We start from the raw sequence: 25,579 nt of genomic DNA, 5'->3' as shown, positions 1-25,579 counted from the left end.
ATAAATATACATATATAATAGGCAATATTAAAATAAATTATTATAATAATTTAAATTTAATAGCTTTTGGAGGACATAATTTTCCACAATGCCCACATAATTTACATTTTTTCATATTAAATTTTACCTTTGGTCCTGCTTTACTGATGGCACAGAACGGACAGTTTTTTAAACAAACCATACAGGCAAGGCATTTTTTTTGATTATATATTAACTCTTTGTATTCCGTGGACTCCTCTAATATAATATTATTGTCATTGAATTTACCGGCTATTCGAGTAATGTTTATGGCATCAACTGGGCATGCTTCTTTACACATTTCGCAATATACACATTTATTGCTGATTCGTGGAGCATTTAACACTCTGGCATCCATAGCATTAACGGGACATACTTCTGTACAAATATTACAGCAAATACATACCGAATCATCTATTTTAATCATTCGTTTTGGCAAAGGTGTTTCCAGTTGAATATCTACTTCCAAATTATTAAAGTGTTTTTTTATCACTTTATCTATGCTTAGAGTATTTGTCGGCATAAAAATCATTTTTATATTTGTTATTTTAAATTTATATATAAATACCCATTGTCAGGTAATAGATTTATTAATGGTTTTTTCCATTGTTTTATTAATTTCCAATTTAGATGCCAAGTATTTCTTTGAAAACTCATCTAAATCTTGCCTTATGACATTTCTGAATTCATCTTTTGCTTTTCTTACTTCGCAGGTATTTTCAACAATTTTTGTATCTGTTAAATCTATTGCATTAACAGGGCATTCATTATAACAAAGTCCGCACCTAACGCATAATTTGGGATTAATATATGGCATACGGGTTTCAGAAGATATATTTATTGTATCATCTACACCGCATACTTTATAACAAATCCTACAGCCAATACAGGCATCTTCATTGACAATATAACATTTATCTGTTATTTTAGAAATTTTTTCTACGGCCCCAATTCTCATGGCAGTTGTGGGACAAACGGCTAAACAAATATCCTCCCAACTATCGGTATTCACTGTGTAATTGTCTAAATCTACTCCATCTGGACATACATCTACACAATTATAACATCTAATACATAGGCTTTTTACTATTCTTGGCATATCCTCGTTATTCATAGTAATATCAGCAGTGGTATCTGCGTCCATATCTCCATTGTTGTTATCATTGCTATTATTGTCGATATTATTGTCACTGTTGTTATTTTTGCCATCTTCAATATCTTCATTAAAATTATCTAATTTAGTCAATCTATCATATTTTAAATATTGAGTTTTATCGAATTTTTCTTTCAACAATTTTTCGTCGTATGTCTTTATAGCATCTTTAACAGGGCATACTTTAATACATTCCATACATTCAATACAGTCATTATCAATAATATAATGGGTTTTTTCATTATAATCTATGGCATCAACTGGACATGCATTTTTACATAATCCGCAGTTAACACATAATTCTTCATCAATTATTAAATTTGTATATTTTGGAACACTGAAAGCTCTACCGTCCGTATCTTCCTTAACTGTTCCAATATCTAATACTCCTGTTGGACATGATTCCACACATAACGCACATGTTATACATGAATCATCATCAATTACAGGGAGCTCCTTATTATATTCATCATTTTTAACCATTTCGATAGCAAAACATGGGCATGCACCAGCACATGCTCCACAGCTTATACATTTCTCAGGGAGCTCCACCATAACAGGTATTTTTCTATATCTTTTCTGTGGAATTGTGCTTTCTACATCTGTTTTAGCACAGGTGAAGTTAGATATCCATTTTTTTCTTACAAACTCGTAAAGATACCACAATGAGGAGGACATAATATCTCAACTCTTTTTTAGTTTTTAATTAAAGCATATTAAATGAATAATTATTAATTTTTCCAGTTTTTTTATCTTCTAATACAATGGTTCGTTCTGTGCATGATATACAGGGGTCTATTGATGTGTATGTTGTTACAGCATCAGAGATAGTTGGGCAAGTTTTAAACATTATTTTCATGGCTTCAAGATTCATCACAGTGGGGGTTCTTATCATTATTCTTTTAATTAATCCATTATTTGTAGTGGCTATTTTATAACATACCTCTCCCCTATGGGCCTCATTTCTCCACTCTCCTTCTCCCCCTTTAATTTCTGGTTTTACCCTAACTCTTCCAGAACATTCATTATATAGTTCAATAGCTTGCTCTATTAAATCAATACTTGACAATACTTCATGATGTCTAACTGCCATACGAGCATGATTGTCACCATCTTCAAACCAAACCGGCTTAAATTTGAGTTCTTTATATACTGGATGTCTTAATCTCCAATCACATTCTGGAAGTGCCGAAGCTCTTGCCACTGGACCAACTGCACGAGTTTTCATAATGTCTGCATATTTTAAAACCCCAATTCCTTTGCCCCTTAATCCAATCAATGGACCAGTTTCAAATGCTGATACGAGGTTTTTAAGGTCTTCCCTTAATTCATTTAATTTTTTATGGATTTTATCAATCATTTCTTTATTTATGTCGGCCCTAACACCACCTACTAAATTATAGCCCATATTTACTCTGTTCCCAGTTATCATCTCTAATAAATCCATAACATGCTCCCTTGCACTTAATCCCCACATAGCAAGAGTTTCATGTTCGATAGAAATATTATAAACTGCGGATGCAATTAAATGACTGTGTATCCGTTCCAATTCGCAAGTGATTAATCTTAAATATTTTGCTTTATCGGGGATTTCTATTTTTGAATAATTTTCTATGCACTCTGCAAAGGTGTATGTATGAATATATGAACAAATACCACACACCCTTTCAGCAAGGTGAATACCTTTTAGGTGATGTTTTCCCTCCATTATCCTTTCAATTCCCCTATGAACATACCCCATTTCAAGCTCAGAACCAATTACTTTTTCTCCTTCAACTATTAACTTTAATCTTATGGGTTCTTTTAGCACCGGGTGTATCGGTCCTACTGGCACTACATTCATATTATCACAGTTTTTTAATTTTTCTTAATATATTTTATCAATACCATTTTATATGCTACTCTACATTTGCTACTTTGTTAGCATTTTTAAGAGCTATTCCTTTTGCTGCAAGGGCATCGGGTGCCACTTTTAGCACTGCTTCAATAATTTCAGAAGGTCTTGGGGGGCAACCTACAATTTTAGCATCAACAGGAATAAATTTATCAACTGGACCATATATATGGCCCTCTTTAAATATCCCGCCACTTAATGCACAGGCACCAACTGCCACCACAATTTTTGGTTCTGGTGTTTTTTCATATATTTCTACAAGTTTATCTTTCCATGGGAGAGTAACTGGTCCAGTGATTACTAATATATCGGCCTCCCGTGGATTGTTATGGACATAAACACCGTATTGTTCTATATCATACCGAGGTGCAAGTGTGGATACAAGTTCTATATCGCAACCATTGCAACCACCAGTATTTACTATACAGAGGTTTATTGACCGTTTTCTAAAAAACTCTTTTATCATAATTACACCACATATATATGTGTTATTTCAACAGTTCTACAACCATTTTTCTACCATTTTCTAGTGCTGTTTTATAGGGTATTTTTTTCATAATGGTATCTTCTACAACTTTTTTTCTTATTAAGTCGGCATCTTTTTTAGATATTAAACCAAAGAAATCACAAACCCAGCAAAGCCCTAAATCAATATCTACTTTTCGCCCTAAGCATCCCATTCTTGCCTGTTCCCCGTAGGCATGGGTTTCATATAGTCCAGCTCCATCATATTTATTTACAAATATGTCAATGACATCATCAATAGGCAATTTTAGAGCATTTGCAATGGGAACTATAACATCTTCCATAATATATCTATTACCTTTAATGGCGTTATATTTTTGCTCTAAATGTTCTTTGTATTTATTTTTCTCCTTATTTCCGCTAGGAAATTCCAAATCTTCTGATTTGGGTTTAGTTTTTAAATCGTAGTCCATAATATCACTTTTATAATAACAATGATTTTAATAGGATTCCGATAGTTAATATTATAAGTCCAACATACAACTCAATATTGCCATATCCCGGTCTCATGCCAAAAGGTATTCCAAGTAAGGGAGCTCCTATTATGTAATTTAAATAATATGGAAGATTTACTAATAATATAATTGCTCCACTTATGGAGCATATTAATGCCAACGAATCAATTTTTTTTATTGCATAGGGGAGATTATATTTGTTGTAGCTATAATTTAATCCAACGAATCCCCCGACTACAAGCCCTATTGCACCAAATAATAAATGAAATGGCACTTCATTCATAGAACCACCTGTATCGGTTGTGTGTTGTTATTTTTATTTTTACTCCTATTTTTATTCTTATTTTATTTTTTTATTTTCTGTTTTTAGAGCTATTTATCCACATTATAATCTATTATAATATTATTCCAGTTGTAAATATTGTATATCCTGCATACAGTAGCCCAACAAATACCCCAAACATAAACAATAATTCCACCTGTTCAATTATGTGGGATATTTTTTTATTTCCTGCCAATAGTATCATCGTTAATATTAATCCTATTAAAAATAATACCAAAACAGGCAAAATACTCACTTGGATTAGGTTTATTGCTACAAGAACTCCAATAATAGCAATTGAAGAAATTAATAATAAATAAATATAATTTTTCATAATATCACCAATTAGTGAGTTGCCCTATAAAGCAAGTCTATTATTGTTAGTGATGCAATTAATATCTGAATCATAACTGAATGATTTGGAGTCAATAATGGGGTGGTGGCACAAATCATAGATATTATAAATGTTAATATTGTCATTCCTATGAGAGTTAAAATTGGACTCATAATTATAACGGGACCTATAAATAGTGCTATAAATAACCACAGTAGAACAAACCAAGCAATAGCATCAGACATTAATATAATGGATTCAAGAGTTCCATAATGCTCCGTAATATATCCGCTAACCGTTGCCTTATCTTTTACTATACTAAACGGACTAGTTGGGGCTTTTGATACCAATAATACAAAAAATGCAAATGCCGCAAGTGGTAATTTAAATAATAATGGCCCATTTATTGCTTGATAATTTAATATATCTCCGACCAATAGGGAATTTGTTAATATAAATATGATACCCACAACGGCAAACAATGGAACCTCTGCTGCGGCAGAAAATACACTTCTAACTCCTCCAATTTTTCCATATGGCGAACCACTACTAAGCCCACATCCATGTTCAACTATTTTTTGAAGGACATACAACCCAACAATAATTAATAATGAATAGTTAAATACCACAGCCACAAATAAGGCACTTAGCCATACCATTAAGTCCATCAATGCCACAGATAAATATAGTGGATTGGCAGAAGTAATGGGGAAAGTTATCTCTTTTATATAAAATTTGAAAACATTAATTATATACTGCAATATTGGAGGTCCTGGTCTCCCATGAACTCTTGCCAATATTTTTCTGTGGAATCCCAATAATAATCCACCAACTAAAAAGGCATATAGTCCATAACTCAAAGCGCTTATAATTTGCATAATTGTTGTAGTAGTCATTGCACTCAATATCACCACCCTCTAAATGGCAATTGTCCAATTTTTTTTCTTCTTGTTGGGGGATTCAATCCTATTCCAATGCCATATATTATAAATGGAACAAATAGGGCAGTCCCCATATAGGTAATAAATGCACTATTTGAATACAATATTATAATAGCCAATCCAATAATTCCTATAATTATGGATATTATTCCGCTTTTGTTCTCTGGTGTCATATCTAATCACCAATTATATATTAAGTAATATTTCCGCTGTTCTAACTATTACAAGCAACGAGGATAAATGTATCATTAAAATATAGGGAGCTCCCGGAGCTCTAAACATTTCAGCCTTAGCTGCATAAAATGGAGCAATACCAGTTTCTCCAACCATGCCCACTGCATAAAGAATTTTTTGATAAAATATGTCATAGGGGTGGCGAGATAATTCAAATATCGATAGCGTACCAGTTTTTGCAAGAATAATGGATGCAGCCCCAAATAATGGTAGCGTAGATATCATTGCAATTATTCCATAATTGAAAGCCGCCGTTAATACCCATTCTTTTTTTACGGCCGAAACTATACCAATATTTGCCATACCAATTACAGCTAAGAATAATGCAAAATTAAACACATCACCAGTTAGCATGGCAAATGCCGTAGTTATTCCGCAAATAACTGCCATTAATCGCCTTGCCTTCATCTCTTTTAAAGATACTGTATTAAATTTATCTCCCAATTCTCCAATTTGTGCCTCTATTTGTTTTTCGGGTTTTGTAAGTGCTACAATTATTGTAAAAAATAATGCAACAACAAATGCAATCATTGAAAAATCCGTCATATAAAATACAATATCTCCAAAAGGGATATATCCATATAACGACCCAGCAATTGATTCTAACATATAATCACCAATTTAATATATATCGTCCATATGCCGTTATTTTATGTTATTTACCTATCCAATAAATCTCCCATTAATCCCAATTTTGAGCCAACTTTAAGTGCTAATGCACAACCTGCAATTAATAAGAAATATATATAATGTTGTGGGAATAAATACAATCCAATAAAACCAAATATCCATATTGCCCACATAATTCCAGAAAATCCAGAGATGCCCTCCCAATATACTTTTAATTTAGGGAATGGAACTTCTTTTTCTAAAACTCTCTGGGACAATAGATAGAATAACAATCCACATGCAATAACTGCTCCGCCCGTAAATCCTGTTAATATTGCACCATAAACTACCAATACAATTGCCATAAATTTAGGTGCCGTATATAGAACTTCCATTTTATTAATGGATATTTTTGCATGAGCTTCATCCTTGGCCAAAAATTCTTCAAGAAGTTTATGTTGTTTTATGTTATTTTTGTTAATCAAATTATATCTTTGATTAATTTCTATAATCTCTTTATCTTTTTGTCTGTGCTCATTTCTATTAACTAAAACTTCGGAAACTGCCAATAATTCTGCCATTCCAATAACAAGACCTGGAAGTATAAGGGCCTCTGCAAGGTCTGTTCCTACTGCGGCTATAATTACCACCATGGCACATTCTACGATATTGGTATAAATTACCATATCTAAATCAGAATTATTATTTTTTCCACTGCTGGAAATGGCAAATAAAGACAGTATTCCAACAATAAAACCTGTAAATACCGTGCTGTTATATAATAGCGTAATATCCATTATTCCACCTCATTTCTACCGAGGTAGATATAGCTAAATATCATAAATGAAATCAATAAAGTTAAAGATTCTAATATTGTATCAAATCCCCTTGTATAATATAATATCTCATCAATAATTCCCCCTGGTGTTGCTACAATGGTAGTTCCCAAATAGGGGGTTTTTTCTGCTATCCATATCGACAGTGGAGATAAATATGCCGTTATTTTTCCAATTGTTGGTTCAAACTGTGGATATTGGGATTTGATATTTGCAGGTTGTTCTAATGGTATTCCTCCCCTATCATAAGGTGCCAATGAGGATTTGAATATTTGCTCCTGAGGAAGGGCTTTTGGGTATAGCTGGTCATCATTTAATGAAGTTGGAGCAAAAAATTCAACAAACATGATAATACACAAAAATCCCGCAAACATTCGAGGGACTACTGAGGGTTTAGATATATAATTTAATAATTTACCAAGATTTAGGTTCATAATTATCTCCCTATTTCCTCATTTTTAATTATTGCTCTAACAAATACTATTATAAGTATCGTATTTACTGTAAGAAATGTCATAAGTGCCAGCGTGTGATTATAAGATAATAATATCAACGCTACACCCATGGCAGGCACTTCCATATTTAGAAGTTTCTTAAATGGGTCATTAGCTTGGGGTCCAAATATTGCACCCATTGTGCCCCCAATTAGCATAATATATCCACAATACATCGTAAGGGTGATTAAATCAGGTATCATAACACTCACCTTTTATTTAGAAAGTATAGGGAGCTCCGAGCTGTATCGTTTCTTAGTTTTTATAAGATAAGTATATTTTATTGCTCCAAGTAGTAATACTATGGTAGATATTGGCTCTAATATGGAAGAAACCATTGCCACATCCAAATAATAGAATGAAGCCACAAGTCCAATAAGTCCGGCCTCTAAAAAGGCAAACATAATTATTTTATTAAGTATATCTGTATGGAGAATTACACCAATTCCACCAAAAACACAGCAGAATAAAGCTACAAGTGGTAGAATTTCCATAAAATCACCGTTTATTGTTTTAAGGTAAATTTATAATTTATTTCTTTTCGCACTAATAATTTATTTTATCTATTTTATTTTCTTAATTTCTCCTATACTATGGGCAATGGCGTTGGAGGAAATTGTGGAAAACACAAAATATGCCATAGCTACAAGAGCTCCCATTGGGCTTTTTATATACAAAGCTATTAAACCTGCAATACAAAAATTTAAATTGCAGATATACAACAATTTCAAAGCCCTACTTCGAGTAATAAATACTTTAACAGCTATAATAATAGCAATAATTTCAATTGTAATTGAGGCAATATCCATTATACCACCCTCATCTTTTTAGCTATTGAGCCCAGCAATTTCGATGCCATCACTGGATAAGCTCCTTGAATTGTAAATATTGCAAACACCATTCCAGCTATGAAATATTGGGGCTCAATAATGCCAATGGCATCAGAGAATATCCATATTAATATTGTGGCAGTTATGGTTCCAATTGTTCCAGCATATCCTGGGTCATTGCATAATCTATTGCCGATATACACAAATAATGAGGCTATAAGTCCTCCTTCAAAACCCATTAAATAATAAAATATACTAGCCATTAAGGTTCCAGCTGAGGCGTCGGGAGAACATACAATATTTCCCATAAAATAACCTCCATTAATATTTCCTCCACTTTTTGCCAACTTATTACCTATTACGCCGGCACCGGCAACGCCCGGTTTTTTTGGTAGTCCAAATATGGTATCTACCACAACAAAATTCAACCAGCAAATAATTCCTGCCATAAATACATAGATAAGTTTAGTTATTATTTCAATTACTTCCATAATCTACACCAGAAAATATATTCATCGAATATTTTGAAAATAATGCCGAAATAAATCCAATAATTATACCCATTATAAGATTTAAGCCAAACAAAAATTCAACCAATGCACATAATCCCAATGCAATAAATACAGTTGGAAAAATGACATTTGCTTCAAATGAATCAATATCTATTTTTAATGGCAATCTTAACAATAAACCAATAATTATTGATACAATAATGGCCCCACCATAATAAATTAAATTATTAAATAGTGGAGCTCCCATAATATCGCCCACAATATCACCGTCACCAACAATGAATTATAATACTATCCTTTTTAATTGAATAAATAGGAGGAATTTCCTCTTTTGGAAATATCTGTATAATTATCTTCTTACCAATACTATTTGATATTTTTGTTTCCAGTCGCCTTATTTCTGAACAATCTAATGATATATCTGCCTGTTTGCTATCAGAATATTGTCCCTTTCCTTTAATTTTCCCCCTTTGAAACTCAATACTTAATATATCTATTACCTTTAAGTTTTTTTTCATATATTCGGTAAAATAATATTTGTCAATAATTACAACAGGATAACCGTCAATTAATTTATAAAATCTATTGTTTTTATTATTTTTGCCATCACCAACAAGCCCTATAATAAAATTAATTATTGTGGATTCAAATTTTGTTAGTGATAGAATATCCAATAAATATAATATTGGGTCTTCATTTTCCCAAATATTACTACATTTTAATAATCCCAGCGTTATGGCGGCAGCATTAGATTTTGTGGCTTCTCTCTTTCCTTTTTCAAGCATACTTAAATGCGATTGACTAACGCCACTTTCTTCCGCAAGTTTTGATTGGGTTATTTTTAATTTTGTTCGGAATATTTTTATATATTCTGGATTTAATAAAATGGCATGTTCAATAACATCGAGTTTTTCATACATATTACCACAACAGGAATATAACTTCCGTCATATATAATGATTAATAATTAAGTATCACATAGGAATAATATTATTCATAGTGGATATAATATATATAGTTTTGCACCATATAACATATATAAAGTATATAATATTATTATTATGATTTAATTAAAAACATAGTGAATATGATTAATATATTAGAACATTTATGGTCAATTTTCGGACAATTTCATTACCATACCACCATAAGCAAAATCTCCATATTACTAAAAATAAAGAAAGTTATTTACAAAATCTTCGATTTTGTACAAAATCCTAAAAGGATTTTGTTTGCAAAAGTTATGCTTTGGTATGAACTCCTAAAAGATTTTGTTTATAAAATCTTCGATTTTGTATAAAATCTCGAAGAGATTTTATTTAATAACTTAGGGTGGACAATGAATGGCCATGAATATTAAATATATGAGGACATTTAATTAAGATTAACCATAATATATAATATAATTGATACACAATAAAAAAAGGTGAAATCATGGAATTGGGAACAAGTGAAACAGTGAAATCAGTGAATACAATAGATTGTCCAATATGTGGTTCAAAGGATTCATTAAAAATAATAGTTAATGAATTAGATATTCCATATATTGGAAAAGTTCTTGAAACTACAATGATATGCAGTAATTGTAATTACAAAAATAGCGATATAATGCCAACAGATGTTAAGGAACCAAAAAGATATATTTTAAAAATACAGGATGAAGAAGATTTAAATAAAAGAGTGGTAAGGAGCTCCACAGGATTTATAAGAATTCCAGAATTAGGGTTTGAAGTTAAACCAGGAGCGGCATCTCAGGGGTATGTATCCAATGTAGAGGGGGTATTAAATAGATTGGAAGAATCTTTAATGATGTTATCAAGAGGGGCTGAAACAGAGGCCGAAAAAAAACAGGCCGAAAAAATTGCTAAAAAATTAGAGGCCATAAAACAGGGGAAAGAAACTGCAACCTTGATAATTGAAGACCCTACTGGACATAGTTTAATAATCGGAGATGGGGTAATTGATGAAAAACTAACGGATGAAGAAGTTAATTCATTAAGTAAGGGAGAATTTATTGAGTTAAAAAGATAATAAAATATTTTACTAACAGGGAGCTCCCAAATATACTATATGGTTTAAATACTATATTATATAAATATACCATCTCATTATTTTATAAATATATTATTTTATAAAATTATATTACGAGAATATCGGCGTATATAGCATGTTCAAAATGTCAGTTCCTTTAATATTATATATTATCCATATCTGCTATAACGGCATAAAATATCAATAATATAAAATATTTTGAAGTTAAAAAATTCCTGAACCTGCCGTAATAGATATACTTTTTATTGGTGATACCGTGCATCTCCTAACTCTTGAAAATTTAGAAAGAAAAGATATTGAAAATATATTAAATGATGCAATATATTTTAAAAAAAATAGAAAATCAGAAAATATTTTAAAAGAAAAAACCGTAGCATTGATTTTCGAAAGTCCATCGACAAGAACGAGAATAAGCTTTGATATTGCTGTAAATGAATTGGGTGGGCATTCTTTAACATTAAACACGGGGGAAACTCATGTGAGTAAGAAAGAAAGCACAAAAGATACGGCAAAAGTATTAAGTAGATTTGTAGATGTAATTGTTGCCCGAGTTAAAGAACACAGTACACTCGAAGACTTTACTAAATATGGAAATGTTCCAGTTATAAATGCTTTAAGTGATTTATCTCATCCATGCCAAATATTAGCTGACCTTTTAACAATCAAAGAACATAAAAATAAATTAAGTGGTCTTAAATTTGCATATTTCGGAGATGGAAATAATGTTTGCAATTCCCTTATTTTAGGATGTGCCATTATGGGTATGGATATATTTGTTGCCACTCCCGAAGGTTATGAACCAAATGAAAAATTTGTTAAAATGGCACAACAAATAATAGATAAACAGGGGGAGGGTAGTATAACTATAACAGATGATGCAATAATCTGTGCAAAAGATGCCGATGTGCTTTATACTGATGTATGGGTTAGTATGAGTGATAAAAATAAAAATATCGATGAAGTTTTAAAAATATTCCCTCCATATCAAATAAATGAAAAACTTTTAAGTTATGCTAAAAAAGATGCTATTGTTATGCACTGTTTACCTGCAAATAGGGGTATGGAAATAACTGACGAGGTAATCGATGGAGAACAATCCGTTGTATATGATGAAGCCGAAAATAGACTTCATGCCCAAAAAGCAGTATTTAAATATATTTTTAGCAAATAATTTAATAATTTTTGTTTATCTTGTTTTATTTTTTTATTATTTTAAATTTATAATATATAAATAGAAAAATAGGAAAATAGTAATAATATATTAAAAATAAATATTTAAATATAAAAATCTCCCTTGACCACAGGCAATTCATCATTTGGTGTAATTAATAATGGTCGTTCCAATTCTTTCATTCGTTCTATTATTAATTCTTTCCCATTTTGAGAAAGTGCAAATATCGGAACGGATTTTCCAACTTGAATCTTTACATGACCTTTAACTGCCCCTAAAACACCTTTTGAAGCACAGCATGTTGTCAAATCAAAATATTTGACAAATTTTTTAAATTCTAATTTGCTATATCCTGTTGTATGAACTCCAAAAGTTATTATTTTTACATCTTGAACTGGGTCGGATTTAGCCTTTATAGAACATTCGGCATTAGTAATTATTTGGTTTTCCAACTCTTTAATTTTTTTGGCATCCTCCAAATTACCTATGCTTACCCCTATTTTTTTATAGCCTAATTCCAATGCCTTTTTAACTCCTTTATACTGGTTAATTTCTGCATTTTCTTTATTTAGCACAACCCCTCCAGCATTTTCTATTTTTTCAATAACTTTTGGAATTGGTGTGGTTTTTATTATGCCAGATATTCGCCCACATAGTCCTTGAACTAAATATGGATTATCAGTTATAATTGTTCCAGCACAATCGCTAACAATTACCACGGCATCAAGTAATTTATTTTTTAAAGCAGTTAAGAATATTTCAGATGTTCCAAAACCCACGACATATTCTTTGGTTTCAACAACTCTATTTTCGGTAAATAATCCAAATTCTTTTATTCTAAATTCAATATTTTCTTTAATTGTATCTTTATTTAATTCATTTATGCCCCTGTGCTTTGCAAATAATGGACAGTATTTTATCAAAGGTTCGCCCACTTCAACGACTTTTCCGTTTTTTACTACTATTTTTGATTTTCCAAGTGCTTCCATTATATGAATATCCTCCATATTTTCCCCCCATTTTTTATTTCTTGGATTCCCCAATACTGCTACTGGATTCAGCATTTTGAGATGGTTTATTTAAATCCTCCGGTTCCTTAATTAATTTTTCAATTACCACATTTTTTGGAACGGCCATTATTTTTTTAGGTGCTAACATAACAATATTGCCATCGCATTCTGCAATTTTTTCCTGTAAATATTTTAATACCGCAGCATAATCTTCATTCATATCTCTTTCCATATCAATAGTATTTGCAATGACAATGTAACCAGCTTCCACCAATACTGTTATATCAGTAGCATCCCTATAATCTTCAAGATCACATGCTTTCATTTTTATAATATTGCTATCGTCATTAATCTGAACAGGTATTTCATCATATTCATAATCTTCAATTGAACTAACACCATATGTCAAATTTGAGGATTTTGTTTTTTTTCCTTGGAATATTTCTTTTAACGATTCAAACATACTATCACCTAAGGGAGCTCCCCCATATTATATCACAATATGCATATAGTAAATCAGCAGATATTTGTGTTAATAGGGGTCGTAAATCTCAAAATTATCTCTAAATTTTACCCACTTTATTCATAAAATATAACTAAATTATCAACTAATTATTATTAATATTAGTATGTGCCACGAATTGCAGATTTACTATATTTTATCCTATTTATCAAATATTATTTATATATTAGCATTATTTATATGTGTATTATTTTAATATTATTTTTTTAATAATTCTATTATGGTATTAAGTAATTCAGTTATGCCTTGGTATGTTATTGTTGAAGTAATTATGGTTTTATTTTCCAATCGTTTCTCGATATGATTTTTTAAATCATTGATATTATTGGCATCTATCAAATCACTTTTAGATATAACTACTATAATTGGTTTTTGGTATCTATATTTAAGTAAATGATGGAGTTTTTCAAAACTTTTTGAAAGTCCCTTTTTACCATCAACAACATGAATTATTAAATGGGCATTATCTATTTCTTTGTATGTTTCATCCAATATTCTGCCCACCATTATGGGGGATTTTTTTTCACCCGCATATAATCCTCCTAAATCTACAAATGATAATTTTGCAAATTTTGGATTTTTCTTGGATTTTCCTATTTTAATCTGGCCCCAAAATTTTTTTATGGGCATTTTGGTTGTGCCACCTACTTCCGAAACCGTAGAAATATATTTTCCAAAAATGGAATTTATTATTGCGGACTTACCTGAATTTTCGGGACCAATTAATACTATTTTAAAATCGACTGCTTCATCATTTAAATCTATCATATTATACCTTAATTTTAACTAAATCCATATATTTTTTTATTTTTATTAATATTATAAAACTTTTATTGGGAGCTCCCAATAAATAATAACCATTATGTAAAAACCTTCGGTTTTTACTATATATGGTATTTCCAGAAAGTTTGTTCCTATGGGCCTGTGTAATTTATCTTTTAATAGCACACGGTTTAGTGAAAAAGACCGAAGATTGACTATATACAATTGATATTGTTATAAAAAAGCTTTGCTTTTTTAAAATCGTAAAAATCGCTTTGCGATTTTGAGATGTAAAAAGTTCTCGAACAGACTGTAACTATCTTTTAAATTTTGAAAAAAATCTTTTTATTTTGGAAGTCAAATTTTCATTATATATTTCTTCTATTTTATTTACGCTTACATAAGAACCTGTTATTTTTAGTGCAAGCTCCATATATGCCTTTGATGCGGGGGTGTTTGGGTCATATTCTATTACACTTCTTCGTTTAAGGGTGGAATTTCTTATATTTCCATCCTCTGGTATGGCACATATAATTTTTTCCTGAACAATCATTTCAATTTCATCAATTTTCATTTCCCCATAATCTCTCCCAGTCCTATTTAAAATAGCGCCAATTATTGAAGTCCCCGCCATTTCGCTACTTTGTTTTATCTTTAATCCATCTGCTATTGAAAATAATTCAGGTGTTAGAACTATAAGAACCTTATCAGCAATTGCTAGATGTATTGCCATATCCCTATTTAATCCTGCTGGGGCATCAATTAACACATAATCATAATCGTCGGCAACCTCCGAAATTGCATCCGGAAATATGTCCAAATCCGATTTTTTATATCCTTCAATAGATAAACTAGCAGGTAAAACAGATACTCCAGAATTATGTTTATATATTGCTTCTCCAACTTCACATTCCTCAGAAAGAACTTCATGCAAGGAGGGTCTTTTTTTCTCAAATCCAAATATTAGGGCAAGATTTGCCATTGAAATATCTCCATCTACTATTAGGACATTTTTTCCTATTTTTGAAAGGGCAACCCCTAAATTTGCTGTGGTGGTGGTTTTTCCAACACCTCCTTTTCCAGACGCCACAGTGATTATCATATACTCACCAAATGATTAATAATAAAAGTAAATAATGTATTAATACATATTTATATTATATTTATATTATTATACTACAAATTTAATATTTTCATAATCTTCTCGGAGCTCCCTGTTGGCTCCATTAATCCATCATATGTATCGCTCACTACTTTATTTATTAACTTTATTTTGGTATTTTTATTCTTTTTACATGATTGTATCATTAAAGGGCAGCTTAAATAATTTTTAAATGAAGACTTTTTAAATGGATGGAGCTCCAAGAAATTTATGATTCGTATATTATATTTTTTATCATATTTATTTTTACCATGATTATTAATAAAATATTTTATATTTTTATTTTTACATTCTTCAACAGCATAATTTATCAAACTATTACAGGCTAAATCGCAGGGGAATTCATCGGATAATAACGATAAAATAGATTTATCTAATTTACAGGATATAAATTTATGAGGTATTTTATTGGATATCAAATAATCCTTAATAATATTCTTATTTTTATATGGTAGAACAAAAGTTCCAGCCTCAAAAGACAGGGCATATACGGTATAATAATTCTTTAAATAATCAATAATTGAAATGTCATATTCACATTGAACAAGCACGGCAATATTGTCTCCTTTATTTAATCCAATATTCAATAAATAATTTAAGGCTTTTTCTTTTTTTTCATTGTTTATTATTTTATCTCCATAATCTTCCACAATTATAATTAAATTTTTATCAATTAATTCTTTTAATTCTTCTCTCAATTTTCCGATCACCCATCCCCCCGGACCTATTAATGAAGATTTATCTGAACGAGTGTGGGCATATATTGTTAAATAACAATTTTTATTATTTTTATCATTGTCGCCACTACTACTGTTTATATCTTTTAATTCTATATTCACAATATTAATATCACAATGGTTTAAATTCAATTCCTTTCTTATATCATATACTTTTTCAAGTATTGTATTAATTAGCTCATCTTTTGTAACTCTCAAAGAATTGCTAATTTCGTTTGTAAATTCCATAATATCCCACTTTAAAAAATTAAATTATTAATTATAGTAAATATTTAAAAAAAGCAAATATATAAAAATAATTTATAAATATAATGTTTGAATTTTCGTTCTGAAAACACTATATATAGTCAATCTTCGGTATTATTCACTAAACCATCTCAAAACTCCGAAGGAGTTTTTACGACCCAAAATTCCGGAGGAATTTTTAAGGTCGTATAAATTTTTTAGAGAAAAATTTAGATATCATATTAAACTAAAATCTCTACCATATGCCTATAAATTAAGAAATTTATAAATTAAGAAATTCGTAATAATTGGACGGATAAGGAAGAGAGTTATTGAACTTACTATATTAATTGGCTATTCTTTTGGCAATTATGGTCTCTCCTGCATAGGTTTGTTCATCCATTTTTACAGTTATATTGTATTTATCTTTTGGAAGTATAATTGCTGTTTGAGAACCTAATTTTATTTGACCTATTTTTTGACCTATTTCTACGGTATCTCCTTCATTAACATAAGAAACTACTCGTCTTGCTGCAATACCTGCAATTTGCACAACTCCTATATTTTCGCCATATTTATTTTTAATAATGATTATATTTCTTTCGTTCTTTTTTGAGTTTATTTCATCGTATGCAGGATAAAATCCTCCATCAACATGATGATTTAATATTACAGTTCCATTCATCGGAGCTCTGTTATAATGGACATCAAATGGAGACATGAAAATACCGACAACAACACAACCATTTGGGTAATATTTTGAAATATTATTTAACACATATTTATTTCCATCTTTAAACAATATTGGAGAACCATTATATTCATAAATATACATAACTTTCCCATCAGCAGGAGATATACAAATATTATCTTGAATGGGCATTGTTCTATCGGGGTCCCTATAAAAATATCCAGTAAATAACAGCATTGAACATATTCCAATGGCAAAAAAGGCTTGGTATTTTTTGCCATGTTTATTCAAATGTTTTTTCATTAATTAATCACCAATTTAAAAAATTAAAAAATATGGTATATATATTCGGGAGCTCCACCATATAAAAAAATAATATAGTTATTTATTCATTAGACGATAACTTCTTTTTTAAATGTGGCATTAATCCGCCATCATTAAGTATATCCATCATAAACTCGGGAAGTTTTTGACCTTTTAACTCTTTTCCTGTTGTTTTGTTTATTATGGTTCCTTCGTCTAAATTTATTTGTAAAACATCTCCTTCATTCACATGTTTTGTGATGTCTTTACATTCCAATAATGGAAGCCCGATATTTATTGAATTTCTGTAAAATATTCTTGCAAAACTTTCAGCTATTACCAAAGATATACCTGCTCCTTTTAATCCCATTGGTGCATGTTCCCTACTTGAACCAGAGCCAAAGTTTGTTCCCCCTATTATGATGTCTCCTTTTTCCACTTTTTCAGCAAATTCTGGGTCTGTTCCAGCCATTACAAATTTTGCCAATTCTTCTTCTGTGGTATAAACTAAGTATCTTGCAGGTAATATTGCATCTGTATCGATATTATCTCCAAATTTCCATACTTTTCCTTCTATTGTTTTATCCATTATATCGCCTTTTATCTTTGAATAATGTTAATATATATTCTGTTCGGAAAGTGAGTTCTTAAATGTCTGATGCCATCTTACGATATTTATTATAATTAGATAAATCTTATAATAAATATAGAATAATGTCTCTTCGTTATCATAAAAAGTTCTCGAACAGACTATAAATATATAATAATATAGGATAAATAATATATTATATATTTTTTTCATTTTTATTATTTTATATTATATAATTAATTTTATTGCATATTTATTCATTAATTACATCATTTAATATGTCCATATCACATTCAATTTCAATAGGTTTATCGCTTACCCTTATTGCTGCATCTGGGTCTTTTAATCCATTTCCTGTGGTGATACATACAATTTTTTCATTTTTGTCAATAACGCCTGTTTCTATTAATTTTATAAGTCCTGCTATTGATGCCGCTGATGCAGGCTCTACAAATATTCCTTCTGTTTGAGCAAGCAATTTTTGAGCTTTTGTTATTTCCTCATCATTCACTGAATCAGCAAATCCATTCGAGGAGTATATTGCATCCATTGCTTTTGTATAATTTACAGGATTTCCGATTCTAATTGCCGTAGCTATTGTTTCTGGGTGCTCTTCTGGAATTATTTCTTTTACTCCTTTCTTAAATGCTTCTACGATTGGTTTAGCTCCTTCCGCTTGAATTCCTGTCATTTTTGGTAATTTATCTATTATCCCTGTTTCTTTAAATTCTTTAAATCCTTTCCATATTGCACTTATATTTCCCGCATTTCCAACTGGAAGTATTACTCTATCTGGAACTTCCCAATCCAACTGGTCGCAAATCTCAAATCCAATGGTTTTTTGACCTTCCAATCTAAATGGATTTATTGAATTTAATAAATATATTTTACCTTGTAATGCCAATTCTTTAACCATATCCATAGCATCATCAAAGTTTCCATTGATTTGTATAACTTTTGCACCATAAAACATAGCCTGAGCAAGTTTTCCAAGTGCAACATTTCCACTAGGTAATAATACAATGCACTTTTTATTAGATTTTGCTGTATATGCTGCCAATGATGCCGAAGTATTTCCAGTAGATGCACAACCTATTATTTCAACTCCAAGCTCATTTGCTCGTGTTGTTCCCATTGTCATACCTCTGTCTTTGAAACTTCCTGTTGGGTTAGCTCCTTCATTTTTAACATATAACTCCTTTAATCCTAATTTTTTTGCAAGATTATCACATTTATATAATGGAGTTCCACCTTCCCATAGCGATACAATCTTTTTAGGGTCTTTCACTGGCAAATATTCTAAATATCTCCATACTCCTATTCTTCTTTTCCGGAGCTCCTCTTTTGATATATTTTCTTTTATTGCCTCATAATCATAGATTATCTCCAACAATGAGCCACATTCGCAAGTATATATAATTTCGTCAATATCATATTCCTTTCCACAAACGATACATTTTTGAATCATAATATCACATCGATTTTTTTAATTTATTTTTGTAGTTAATCATAATATTAATATTTTATAGATTTTTTATAAGACTTAATCACTATATTATATAAAGATTATATAAAATATCATTATATATATTAAAACATAATATAATTATTATCTTATGTATAATTTATATTCAATATATCTTATATTCTTATTTATTATTGATCTATTGTCTTATATATTATATTTATAGTATATTTATACTATATTTTTATAATCTTTTATTATATTATTTATATTATTAAATTATTTGGTGGAATTATGAATATTGATAAAATAAAACAAAAAATACTAGAAAAAATATCCGAAGAGGAATTGGCTAAAGAAATAGACAGTATAATCCAAGAACATGGCGGATTAATCGGAGAAGACGCCGCAATTAATACAATAGCAAGGGACATTGGGATTAATATTGAAGAAGAATATGATGAGGAAGAATGTAAATTTTTAATTAAAGATATCTCCGAAGGACAGTCAAATGTGGAAATAACAGCAAAAATTATAGATATGACTGATTTAAGAGAATTTAATAAAAAAGATGGCACAACTGGGACTGTTAGAAGTATAGTTATTGCAGATAATACGGGCTCCATTAGATTAACTCTTTGGAATGATAAAGCCAACATAGTAGATAACTTGGAAATAAGAGATGTAATAGAAATAACAGGTGCCTTTTCAAGACAATGGAACAATAGAATTGAATTAAATAGTGGTTCCGATACAAAAATTGAAAAAATAGAAATAGGAGATTATGACGAATCCATGTATCCCATAGTAAAAGATTATTATAAAATAGGGGAGCTCCAAGCAAATAATCCTGCCACAATTAAGGGGGAGATTACAATATGCTATGCCGTAAGAGAATTTCCAAAAAGAAACGGCGAAACCGGTAGAGTAAAATCATTTATATTAAAAGACGAAACTGGCACAATTAGGGGAACCCTTTGGGACGATAACACCGAAATAAACCTAAATAAAGGTGATATCGTAGAAGTAAAAGGAATGGTTAAAGAAGGATTTAGAGAGGGACTTGACATTAATGTAAATAATATTAAAATTATAGGAAAGGCAGAAGTTGAGGAAATTGAGGCAAAAGATGAAACCATTGAAAATTTACCAAATTGCAACGGGGAAATTGTAAATGTAAAGGGAAGAATAATAAATATATCAAATCCAAAAACCGTTAATTTTGGGGATAGGGATGTGGAAGTTCAAGAAATTACAATTACAGATAGCACTGGGACTATTGGTGTGGCTTTCTGGGGAAATGCCATGAATAAAATAAAAGAAGCTTCGATTAAAGAAGGAGACGGAGTAAAAATTACAAATTGTAAGGTAAAAACCTACGAAAATTACGAAGGAAAAATTATAGCTTCTTTGTCTGCACAATATGGCACTGAAATAATTAAAGATGAAACTGTGGGAGCTCCCGAATATTCTGAAAATATTATAAAAATAAAAGATATATTTAGTTTAGATGAAGAAAAAAGGAATGATATTTCTGTAATTGGTAAGGTATCAGATTTATACGACCTTAGGACATTTGAAAGAAGAAATGGCTCAACTGGAAAAGTTAGAAGTTTAATGTTAGAGGATGAAACTGGTAAAATTAGATTAACTCTATGGGATAGTGATGCTGAATTAGAAATTAAAGAGGGAGATGTAATAAAAGTAGTAAGGGGATATGTTAAAGAAAATGGGGACTATTACGACCTAAATATTGGTAGAATTGGAAAATTAATAATTAATCCAGAGGGAATATCCGTCGATATAAAAACCAGTAGGAAATTTATTAAGGAGCTCCAAGAGGAAGATACTACGGAAATTAGGGGGGCTGTCGTAGATTACAGAAAACAAAATTTAGTGCTATATTTATGTCCTAATTGTAATAAAAGAGTGGCATTAGTCGAAGGAGTTTATGATTGTGAAGAATGTGGAGAGGTATCTCCAAAAGAATTAATTACTGCAACTATTACAGTGGATGATGGAACAAGCAACATATCTTGCAAATTATATGGCTCTGCTGTGGCAAAATTAACAAATACGCCACTAAATGAGTTAAAAGATGCTAATTTAGATATTTTAGAAAATATATTGGGAAGTGAATTTGTATTTTCTGGATTGGCTAAAACTGGATATAATGACCTTGAATTCTCTGTAAGAAATGTAAAATCTGTTGATTTAGATAAAGAAATTGAATTATTAAAGGAATTATAATATAACATATAGATATTACTATAAATAATATTAGATATTATTAATATTATTCATTATAATTTACTTTTTTTTATTGTTGGTGTTATTACGAAATTAATATGATTATTTGTTATTGTTGTTTTTGGTGTTATTATGAACAAATTTATAGTGTTTGAAGGAATTGATGGAAGCGGAAAAACCACTCAGGCAAAATTATTAGCCGATTATTTAAATGGAATTTATACCTGCGAACCTACAAATGGAGAAATAGGTCAATTAATTAGAAAGGTGTTGGGCGGTAAAAACTGCGAAAAGGAATCGTTGGCTTTACTTTTTGCAGGAGATAGGGTGGAACATATTAAAGAAATAGAGCACAAATTGATAGAAAATATGGTAATTTGTGATAGATATGTTTATTCCTCCATGGTTTATCAATCGATTCAAGGTATTGATATTGATTTTATTGCAAGTATAAACAGATTTGCAAAAATACCTGATGTTTTAATATATTTAGATGTTTCTATTGAAGAATCATTAAAAAGAATGGGGGATAGGGACAGTAAAGAAATATTTGAAAATAAAGAAATATTGCAAAAAGTAAATAAAAAATATATGAATATTATAAATGAAAGATTATTTGAACCAAAAAACGGATATATTTTAATAAATACAGACAATAAAACAGTTGAGGAAGTCCATAAAGAGATAATTAAAAAATTAATGGATAAAAAAATAATTCTTTAAAAACCGAAGGATTTTACATTTATTTATTATTTGCAGTCAATCTTCGGACGATTTCTCGTAATACCATAATTAAAAAGGACAAAATCCTCATATATTATACGCTAAAAACGGGTAAATGTACCCAATAATTAGGACGGATAACGGACAGTTATTGAAGATTAACTGATAGTTAATCTTCGGTCTATTTCATTAACTTATCCATTAAAAGCTAATTTATCTGCCATATTACTGATACATAAATAAATTACACTAATAAGACAAATAAAGGACAATTATTGAAGATTAACTGATAGTTAATCTTCGGTCTATTTCATTAACTTATCCATTAAAAGCTAATTTATCTGCCATATTCTGATACATAAATAAATTACACTAATAAGACAAATAAAGGACAATTATTGAAGATTAACTATAATGGGAGCTCCAATATTTACTGTGGAAATAGTACATATGGTTATTTCAAAATTATATCATATCAAAATATTCTCCCATTGAAGTTTTTACAATTTTTTCGTCCGTTTTAACCATTTGTGGTATTTTTCCCATTTTACCTGCAAATTCTCCCATCACCACAAAAACACCGTCAATATATTCAATATCTTCGGCTTTTTCAAGGCATTTATTTATGGCATCGTCAGGAGCTCCCACAGCAAAATTACCTATACTTGTAGCCGATGCATCTGCAATTGATGCTTTTTTTGCAAAAACTACTATGGCATCGGCATTTCCAAAGCTTACGGAGTGCCCAACAGTTCCTGAGGAGGTGCATACTCCATATCCATTATTGGCTTTATCTTCGTTTATTTTAAATCCTATTGTATATGATAGTGGGGAGCTCCCTGCATATAATCCAACTACAACGGATTTTTCAGTTTTTAGTGCAATATCCCCCCCATTTTCAGAGATTATATTTTTACAGCCATATTCTACGGCATTTTTTACAATAAATTCACTTATGGTTCCTGCTACCGATGCCATTGGTCCAACGGCTGCAATTTCTCCCGCCTTTGCCATTGTTTTTACTATTGCTGGTGCATCGGGGCTAACCTTTATGGGAGTATAGCTCGTTAAAAATTCAGGATAATCCAATATATAATTTTGAATATTTGCCCTTTCCCTTAAAATGGTGTTTTTAGCAAGATTTATATATTTATCATCATCTACCTTTAAATTTATATTTGTTTCCATTATTGAGATTTTTTTATGTATCATATTATCATATATTCTATATTATTACTAGTAAATTATAATCTATCTAAAATATATTAATATTTTAAGTATGATGGTTTTCATATATTCAATACATATATATTGATTATTAAAACAGACTTTTTGAACATGCTTTATTCGGTATATTTATATTTAAACTATAACCTATAAATATTATAATAAACATTAGGTTATATTTATTAATATATATTAAATACAATATATATACCATACAATAAATTAGAAAACATCCGCAGGTGAGGGAATGCATATATCAGGTGCTCAGGGGAAAATATTAGTTCCTAAATACGAAGAAGGGCTTATTATACTAAATCTTAGGGATGAAGACGATAAAGAAATAGAAAGCGTAAATATGGACAAGGAAACAGCTTCTTTACTTTCCGTATTAGTAAATAGTGGAGTAATCGAAGCAGAAATGATAAATAAGAGATTTAAAAGAGAAGGCATTAAATTACAGAAAATTCAAGATATCGGAACCTGCTTTGTAAATGATGGTAGGAGAGTTTCAATTGCAATTTTACCCGCAGATGAAAAAAGGACAGCATCCATATTAATAGGATTCCATAGGGAAGATAATCATTCCTCAATAATCGTAAAACCAAAGAGAGCGGCTTATTTAAGTATGATATTAACAAAAATTGTTATTTCAAACATCGAATAAGTGAACAATTAAATTATTTTTTCTTTTTTAATATTAATCTATCCATCTTTTTTATGTTTTCAACAATATAATCCAAAGATTTAAATTTACAACATTAATTTTTTTAATGATAATGTTTATATAATCTAATACACAACATTAAGATTAATATTTAAACGGTGATTTTATGCTCGGTGTTTGTATGCGTTCAAAGTTAGGAGAGGCCCCTTGGCATTCTTTGGTTGAAACTTCGACCCAAAACTCGGATATAAATTTTAAATGCATTGATTGGGGACTTCATTACTGTCCAAAAATAATAAAAAACGAATATATAATAGGATTCCATGCACCAATAATCGATTTGGGGAATCCAGCAGATAAAAATAAAACTTGTTTAGGGGCATTAAAAAATGTAATTGATGAAATAAAAGGGCATGATTACCTAACAATTCATTTGCACAATGGAAGAGAGCCAGATCAGGATACTTTAATAAATAATTTATCGGAAATAAGCAATTATGCAAAAAGGAACAATATAAAATTATGCATTGAAAATTTAAGGACTGGATTTTCATCAAATCCCAACAACCTGGTTGAAATGGCAGATATTTGCAACTGCAATATAACTTTTGACATCGGCCATACAAATTATGAAGATAGGATAGAATTTATTGATCTATTTTCTGATAGAATATATAATGTTCACATGTATGAGCTCGAAAAAGATAAAATTGGGCATATTGCACCAGATAATTTGGATAATTTAAAACCTGTTTTAGACAAACTATTAGACAATAAATGCGATTTCTGGCTCATTGAACTTATGAAACTGGATGAAATTATATCTACAAAAAATCTTTTGAAAAATTATTTAAATGACCACAAATAG

At 30.1% G+C, this 25,579-nt stretch carries 33 protein-coding genes; 6 read left to right on the top strand and 27 right to left on the bottom strand.

All coding sequences use genetic code 11. The features are described from left to right. Window positions 1-40 precede the first annotated feature (40 nt). The 18 genes from MAEO_RS01855 to MAEO_RS01770 form a co-directional block, all read right to left on the bottom strand. Window positions 41-541: a 4Fe-4S binding protein gene (locus MAEO_RS01855; protein ID WP_198002421.1), complete on the bottom strand. Its 501-nt coding sequence runs from the start codon at window positions 539-541 to the stop codon at window positions 41-43. A 51-nt stretch (window positions 542-592) separates the two neighbouring features. After that, window positions 593-1,849 carry a 4Fe-4S binding protein gene (locus MAEO_RS01850; protein WP_011973091.1) on the bottom strand — a complete coding sequence of 419 codons (1,257 nt, stop codon included), beginning with the start codon at window positions 1,847-1,849 and terminating at the stop codon, window positions 593-595. Between the two features lie 28 nt (window positions 1,850-1,877). Then, window positions 1,878-3,014 (bottom strand): hydrogenase large subunit, encoded by a 1,137-nt coding sequence (locus tag MAEO_RS01845; RefSeq protein ID WP_011973090.1) that lies wholly within the window; start codon window positions 3,012-3,014, stop codon window positions 1,878-1,880. A gap of 55 nt (window positions 3,015-3,069) precedes the next feature. Continuing rightward, complete coding sequence (locus MAEO_RS01840; RefSeq protein WP_011973089.1) at window positions 3,070-3,531, bottom strand: NADH-quinone oxidoreductase subunit B family protein; 462 nt, start codon at window positions 3,529-3,531, stop codon at window positions 3,070-3,072. Window positions 3,532-3,553: 22 nt separating this feature from the next. Further along, on the bottom strand, window positions 3,554-4,003 hold the full coding sequence (locus MAEO_RS01835; protein WP_011973088.1) for a DUF1959 domain-containing protein: 450 nt from the start codon (window positions 4,001-4,003) through the stop codon (window positions 3,554-3,556). Between the two features lie 10 nt (window positions 4,004-4,013). Next, complete coding sequence (locus MAEO_RS01830; RefSeq protein WP_011973087.1) at window positions 4,014-4,328, bottom strand: DUF2104 domain-containing protein; 315 nt, start codon at window positions 4,326-4,328, stop codon at window positions 4,014-4,016. 112 nt (window positions 4,329-4,440) lie between these two features. Further along, complete coding sequence (locus MAEO_RS01825; RefSeq protein ID WP_011973086.1) at window positions 4,441-4,701, bottom strand: hypothetical protein; 261 nt, start codon at window positions 4,699-4,701, stop codon at window positions 4,441-4,443. Window positions 4,702-4,712: 11 nt separating this feature from the next. Then, complete coding sequence (locus tag MAEO_RS01820; RefSeq protein ID WP_011973085.1) at window positions 4,713-5,597, bottom strand: respiratory chain complex I subunit 1 family protein; 885 nt, start codon at window positions 5,595-5,597, stop codon at window positions 4,713-4,715. Between the two features lie 11 nt (window positions 5,598-5,608). After that, window positions 5,609-5,815 carry a hypothetical protein gene (locus tag MAEO_RS01815; RefSeq protein WP_011973084.1) on the bottom strand — a complete coding sequence of 69 codons (207 nt, stop codon included), beginning with the start codon at window positions 5,813-5,815 and terminating at the stop codon, window positions 5,609-5,611. A gap of 13 nt (window positions 5,816-5,828) precedes the next feature. Continuing rightward, entirely contained in the window at window positions 5,829-6,485 is a 657-nt protein-coding gene (locus MAEO_RS01810) for a membrane protein (RefSeq protein WP_011973083.1), read from the bottom strand. Window positions 6,486-6,535: 50 nt separating this feature from the next. Next, window positions 6,536-7,282, bottom strand: a complete 747-nt coding sequence (locus tag MAEO_RS01805) for an EhaG family protein (protein WP_011973082.1) — start codon at window positions 7,280-7,282, stop codon at window positions 6,536-6,538. Continuing rightward, complete coding sequence (locus MAEO_RS01800) at window positions 7,282-7,755, bottom strand: EhaF family protein (protein WP_011973081.1); 474 nt, start codon at window positions 7,753-7,755, stop codon at window positions 7,282-7,284. Before MAEO_RS01800 ends, MAEO_RS01805 begins: the two co-directional genes overlap by 1 nt. Window positions 7,756-7,757: 2 nt before the next feature. Next, a complete protein-coding gene (locus MAEO_RS01795; RefSeq protein WP_011973080.1) occupies window positions 7,758-8,018 on the bottom strand; it encodes an EhaE family protein in 261 nt (86 codons plus the stop codon). A 12-nt stretch (window positions 8,019-8,030) separates the two neighbouring features. Further along, the gene (locus tag MAEO_RS01790; protein WP_011973079.1) at window positions 8,031-8,309 is read right to left on the bottom strand and encodes a DUF2108 domain-containing protein; all 279 of its coding nucleotides are present in this window, start codon (window positions 8,307-8,309) and stop codon (window positions 8,031-8,033) included. 69 nt (window positions 8,310-8,378) lie between these two features. Further along, window positions 8,379-8,624, bottom strand: coding sequence for a DUF2109 domain-containing protein (locus MAEO_RS01785; protein WP_011973078.1), 246 nt, complete (start codon window positions 8,622-8,624; stop codon window positions 8,379-8,381). Continuing rightward, complete coding sequence (locus MAEO_RS01780; protein ID WP_011973077.1) at window positions 8,624-9,136, bottom strand: hypothetical protein; 513 nt, start codon at window positions 9,134-9,136, stop codon at window positions 8,624-8,626. The genes MAEO_RS01785 and MAEO_RS01780 overlap by 1 nt, the downstream gene beginning before the upstream one ends. Then, window positions 9,123-9,416 (bottom strand): energy-converting hydrogenase A subunit A EhaA, encoded by a 294-nt coding sequence (locus MAEO_RS01775; protein WP_011973076.1) that lies wholly within the window; start codon window positions 9,414-9,416, stop codon window positions 9,123-9,125. Before MAEO_RS01775 ends, MAEO_RS01780 begins: the two co-directional genes overlap by 14 nt. 10 nt (window positions 9,417-9,426) lie before the next feature. Next, window positions 9,427-10,077 (bottom strand): helix-turn-helix domain-containing protein, encoded by a 651-nt coding sequence (locus MAEO_RS01770; RefSeq protein WP_011973075.1) that lies wholly within the window; start codon window positions 10,075-10,077, stop codon window positions 9,427-9,429. A gap of 514 nt (window positions 10,078-10,591) precedes the next feature. Between MAEO_RS01770 and MAEO_RS01765 the strand changes: the two genes are divergently transcribed. Both MAEO_RS01765 and argF read left to right on the top strand, forming a co-directional pair. Continuing rightward, complete coding sequence (locus tag MAEO_RS01765; RefSeq protein ID WP_011973074.1) at window positions 10,592-11,188, top strand: ZPR1 zinc finger domain-containing protein; 597 nt, start codon at window positions 10,592-10,594, stop codon at window positions 11,186-11,188. 277 nt (window positions 11,189-11,465) lie between these two features. Then, a complete protein-coding gene (gene argF / locus MAEO_RS01760) occupies window positions 11,466-12,380 on the top strand; it encodes an ornithine carbamoyltransferase (protein ID WP_011973073.1) in 915 nt (304 codons plus the stop codon). 104 nt (window positions 12,381-12,484) lie between these two features. On the opposite strand, the gene MAEO_RS01755 is transcribed toward argF, so the two are convergent. From MAEO_RS01755 to thrC, 8 genes are all read right to left on the bottom strand, one after another. Then, window positions 12,485-13,387 (bottom strand): methanogenesis marker 8 protein, encoded by a 903-nt coding sequence (locus MAEO_RS01755; RefSeq protein WP_011973072.1) that lies wholly within the window; start codon window positions 13,385-13,387, stop codon window positions 12,485-12,487. Window positions 13,388-13,403: 16 nt separating this feature from the next. Beyond that, the gene (gene sepF / locus MAEO_RS01750; protein WP_011973071.1) at window positions 13,404-13,853 is read right to left on the bottom strand and encodes a cell division protein SepF; all 450 of its coding nucleotides are present in this window, start codon (window positions 13,851-13,853) and stop codon (window positions 13,404-13,406) included. Window positions 13,854-14,111: 258 nt separating this feature from the next. Next, complete coding sequence (locus tag MAEO_RS01745) at window positions 14,112-14,681, bottom strand: Era-like GTP-binding protein (protein ID WP_011973070.1); 570 nt, start codon at window positions 14,679-14,681, stop codon at window positions 14,112-14,114. 310 nt (window positions 14,682-14,991) lie between these two features. Beyond that, window positions 14,992-15,777: a cell division ATPase MinD gene (minD, locus tag MAEO_RS01740; RefSeq protein ID WP_011973069.1), complete on the bottom strand. Its 786-nt coding sequence runs from the start codon at window positions 15,775-15,777 to the stop codon at window positions 14,992-14,994. Between the two features lie 74 nt (window positions 15,778-15,851). After that, entirely contained in the window at window positions 15,852-16,802 is a 951-nt protein-coding gene (locus MAEO_RS01735; RefSeq protein ID WP_011973068.1) for a hypothetical protein, read from the bottom strand. A gap of 343 nt (window positions 16,803-17,145) precedes the next feature. After that, complete coding sequence (locus MAEO_RS01730; RefSeq protein ID WP_011973067.1) at window positions 17,146-17,793, bottom strand: phosphatidylserine decarboxylase; 648 nt, start codon at window positions 17,791-17,793, stop codon at window positions 17,146-17,148. Window positions 17,794-17,875: 82 nt separating this feature from the next. After that, window positions 17,876-18,382 (bottom strand): 3-isopropylmalate dehydratase small subunit, encoded by a 507-nt coding sequence (locus MAEO_RS01725; RefSeq protein ID WP_011973066.1) that lies wholly within the window; start codon window positions 18,380-18,382, stop codon window positions 17,876-17,878. A 253-nt stretch (window positions 18,383-18,635) separates the two neighbouring features. Then, window positions 18,636-19,850 carry a threonine synthase gene (gene thrC, locus MAEO_RS01720; RefSeq protein WP_011973065.1) on the bottom strand — a complete coding sequence of 405 codons (1,215 nt, stop codon included), beginning with the start codon at window positions 19,848-19,850 and terminating at the stop codon, window positions 18,636-18,638. 291 nt (window positions 19,851-20,141) lie between these two features. On the opposite strand from thrC, the gene MAEO_RS01715 reads away from it, so the two are divergent. Together MAEO_RS01715 and tmk are read left to right on the top strand one after the other, a co-directional pair. Further along, window positions 20,142-22,097: an OB-fold nucleic acid binding domain-containing protein gene (locus MAEO_RS01715; RefSeq protein ID WP_011973064.1), complete on the top strand. Its 1,956-nt coding sequence runs from the start codon at window positions 20,142-20,144 to the stop codon at window positions 22,095-22,097. Between the two features lie 132 nt (window positions 22,098-22,229). Then, complete coding sequence (tmk, locus tag MAEO_RS01710) at window positions 22,230-22,820, top strand: dTMP kinase (RefSeq protein ID WP_011973063.1); 591 nt, start codon at window positions 22,230-22,232, stop codon at window positions 22,818-22,820. 465 nt (window positions 22,821-23,285) lie between these two features. Here the strand turns inward: tmk and MAEO_RS01705 are convergent, their stop codons facing one another. Further along, window positions 23,286-24,032 carry a UPF0280 family protein gene (locus tag MAEO_RS01705; protein WP_011973062.1) on the bottom strand — a complete coding sequence of 249 codons (747 nt, stop codon included), beginning with the start codon at window positions 24,030-24,032 and terminating at the stop codon, window positions 23,286-23,288. Between the two features lie 262 nt (window positions 24,033-24,294). Here MAEO_RS01705 and MAEO_RS01700 point away from each other — a divergent pair, with 262 nt between their 5' ends. Together MAEO_RS01700 and MAEO_RS01695 are read left to right on the top strand one after the other, a co-directional pair. Beyond that, window positions 24,295-24,711, top strand: a complete 417-nt coding sequence (locus MAEO_RS01700) for a hypothetical protein (protein WP_011973061.1) — start codon at window positions 24,295-24,297, stop codon at window positions 24,709-24,711. A gap of 166 nt (window positions 24,712-24,877) precedes the next feature. Beyond that, window positions 24,878-25,579 carry a sugar phosphate isomerase/epimerase family protein gene (locus MAEO_RS01695; RefSeq protein ID WP_011973060.1) on the top strand — a complete coding sequence of 234 codons (702 nt, stop codon included), beginning with the start codon at window positions 24,878-24,880 and terminating at the stop codon, window positions 25,577-25,579.

The organism is Methanococcus aeolicus Nankai-3, from assembly GCF_000017185.1.
GTDB lineage: Archaea > AGJL01 > Methanococci > Methanococcales > Methanococcaceae > Methanofervidicoccus > Methanofervidicoccus aeolicus.
The sequence above is the reverse complement of the archived record's forward strand: the minus strand, read 5'-3'. Positions and strand labels throughout refer to the sequence as shown.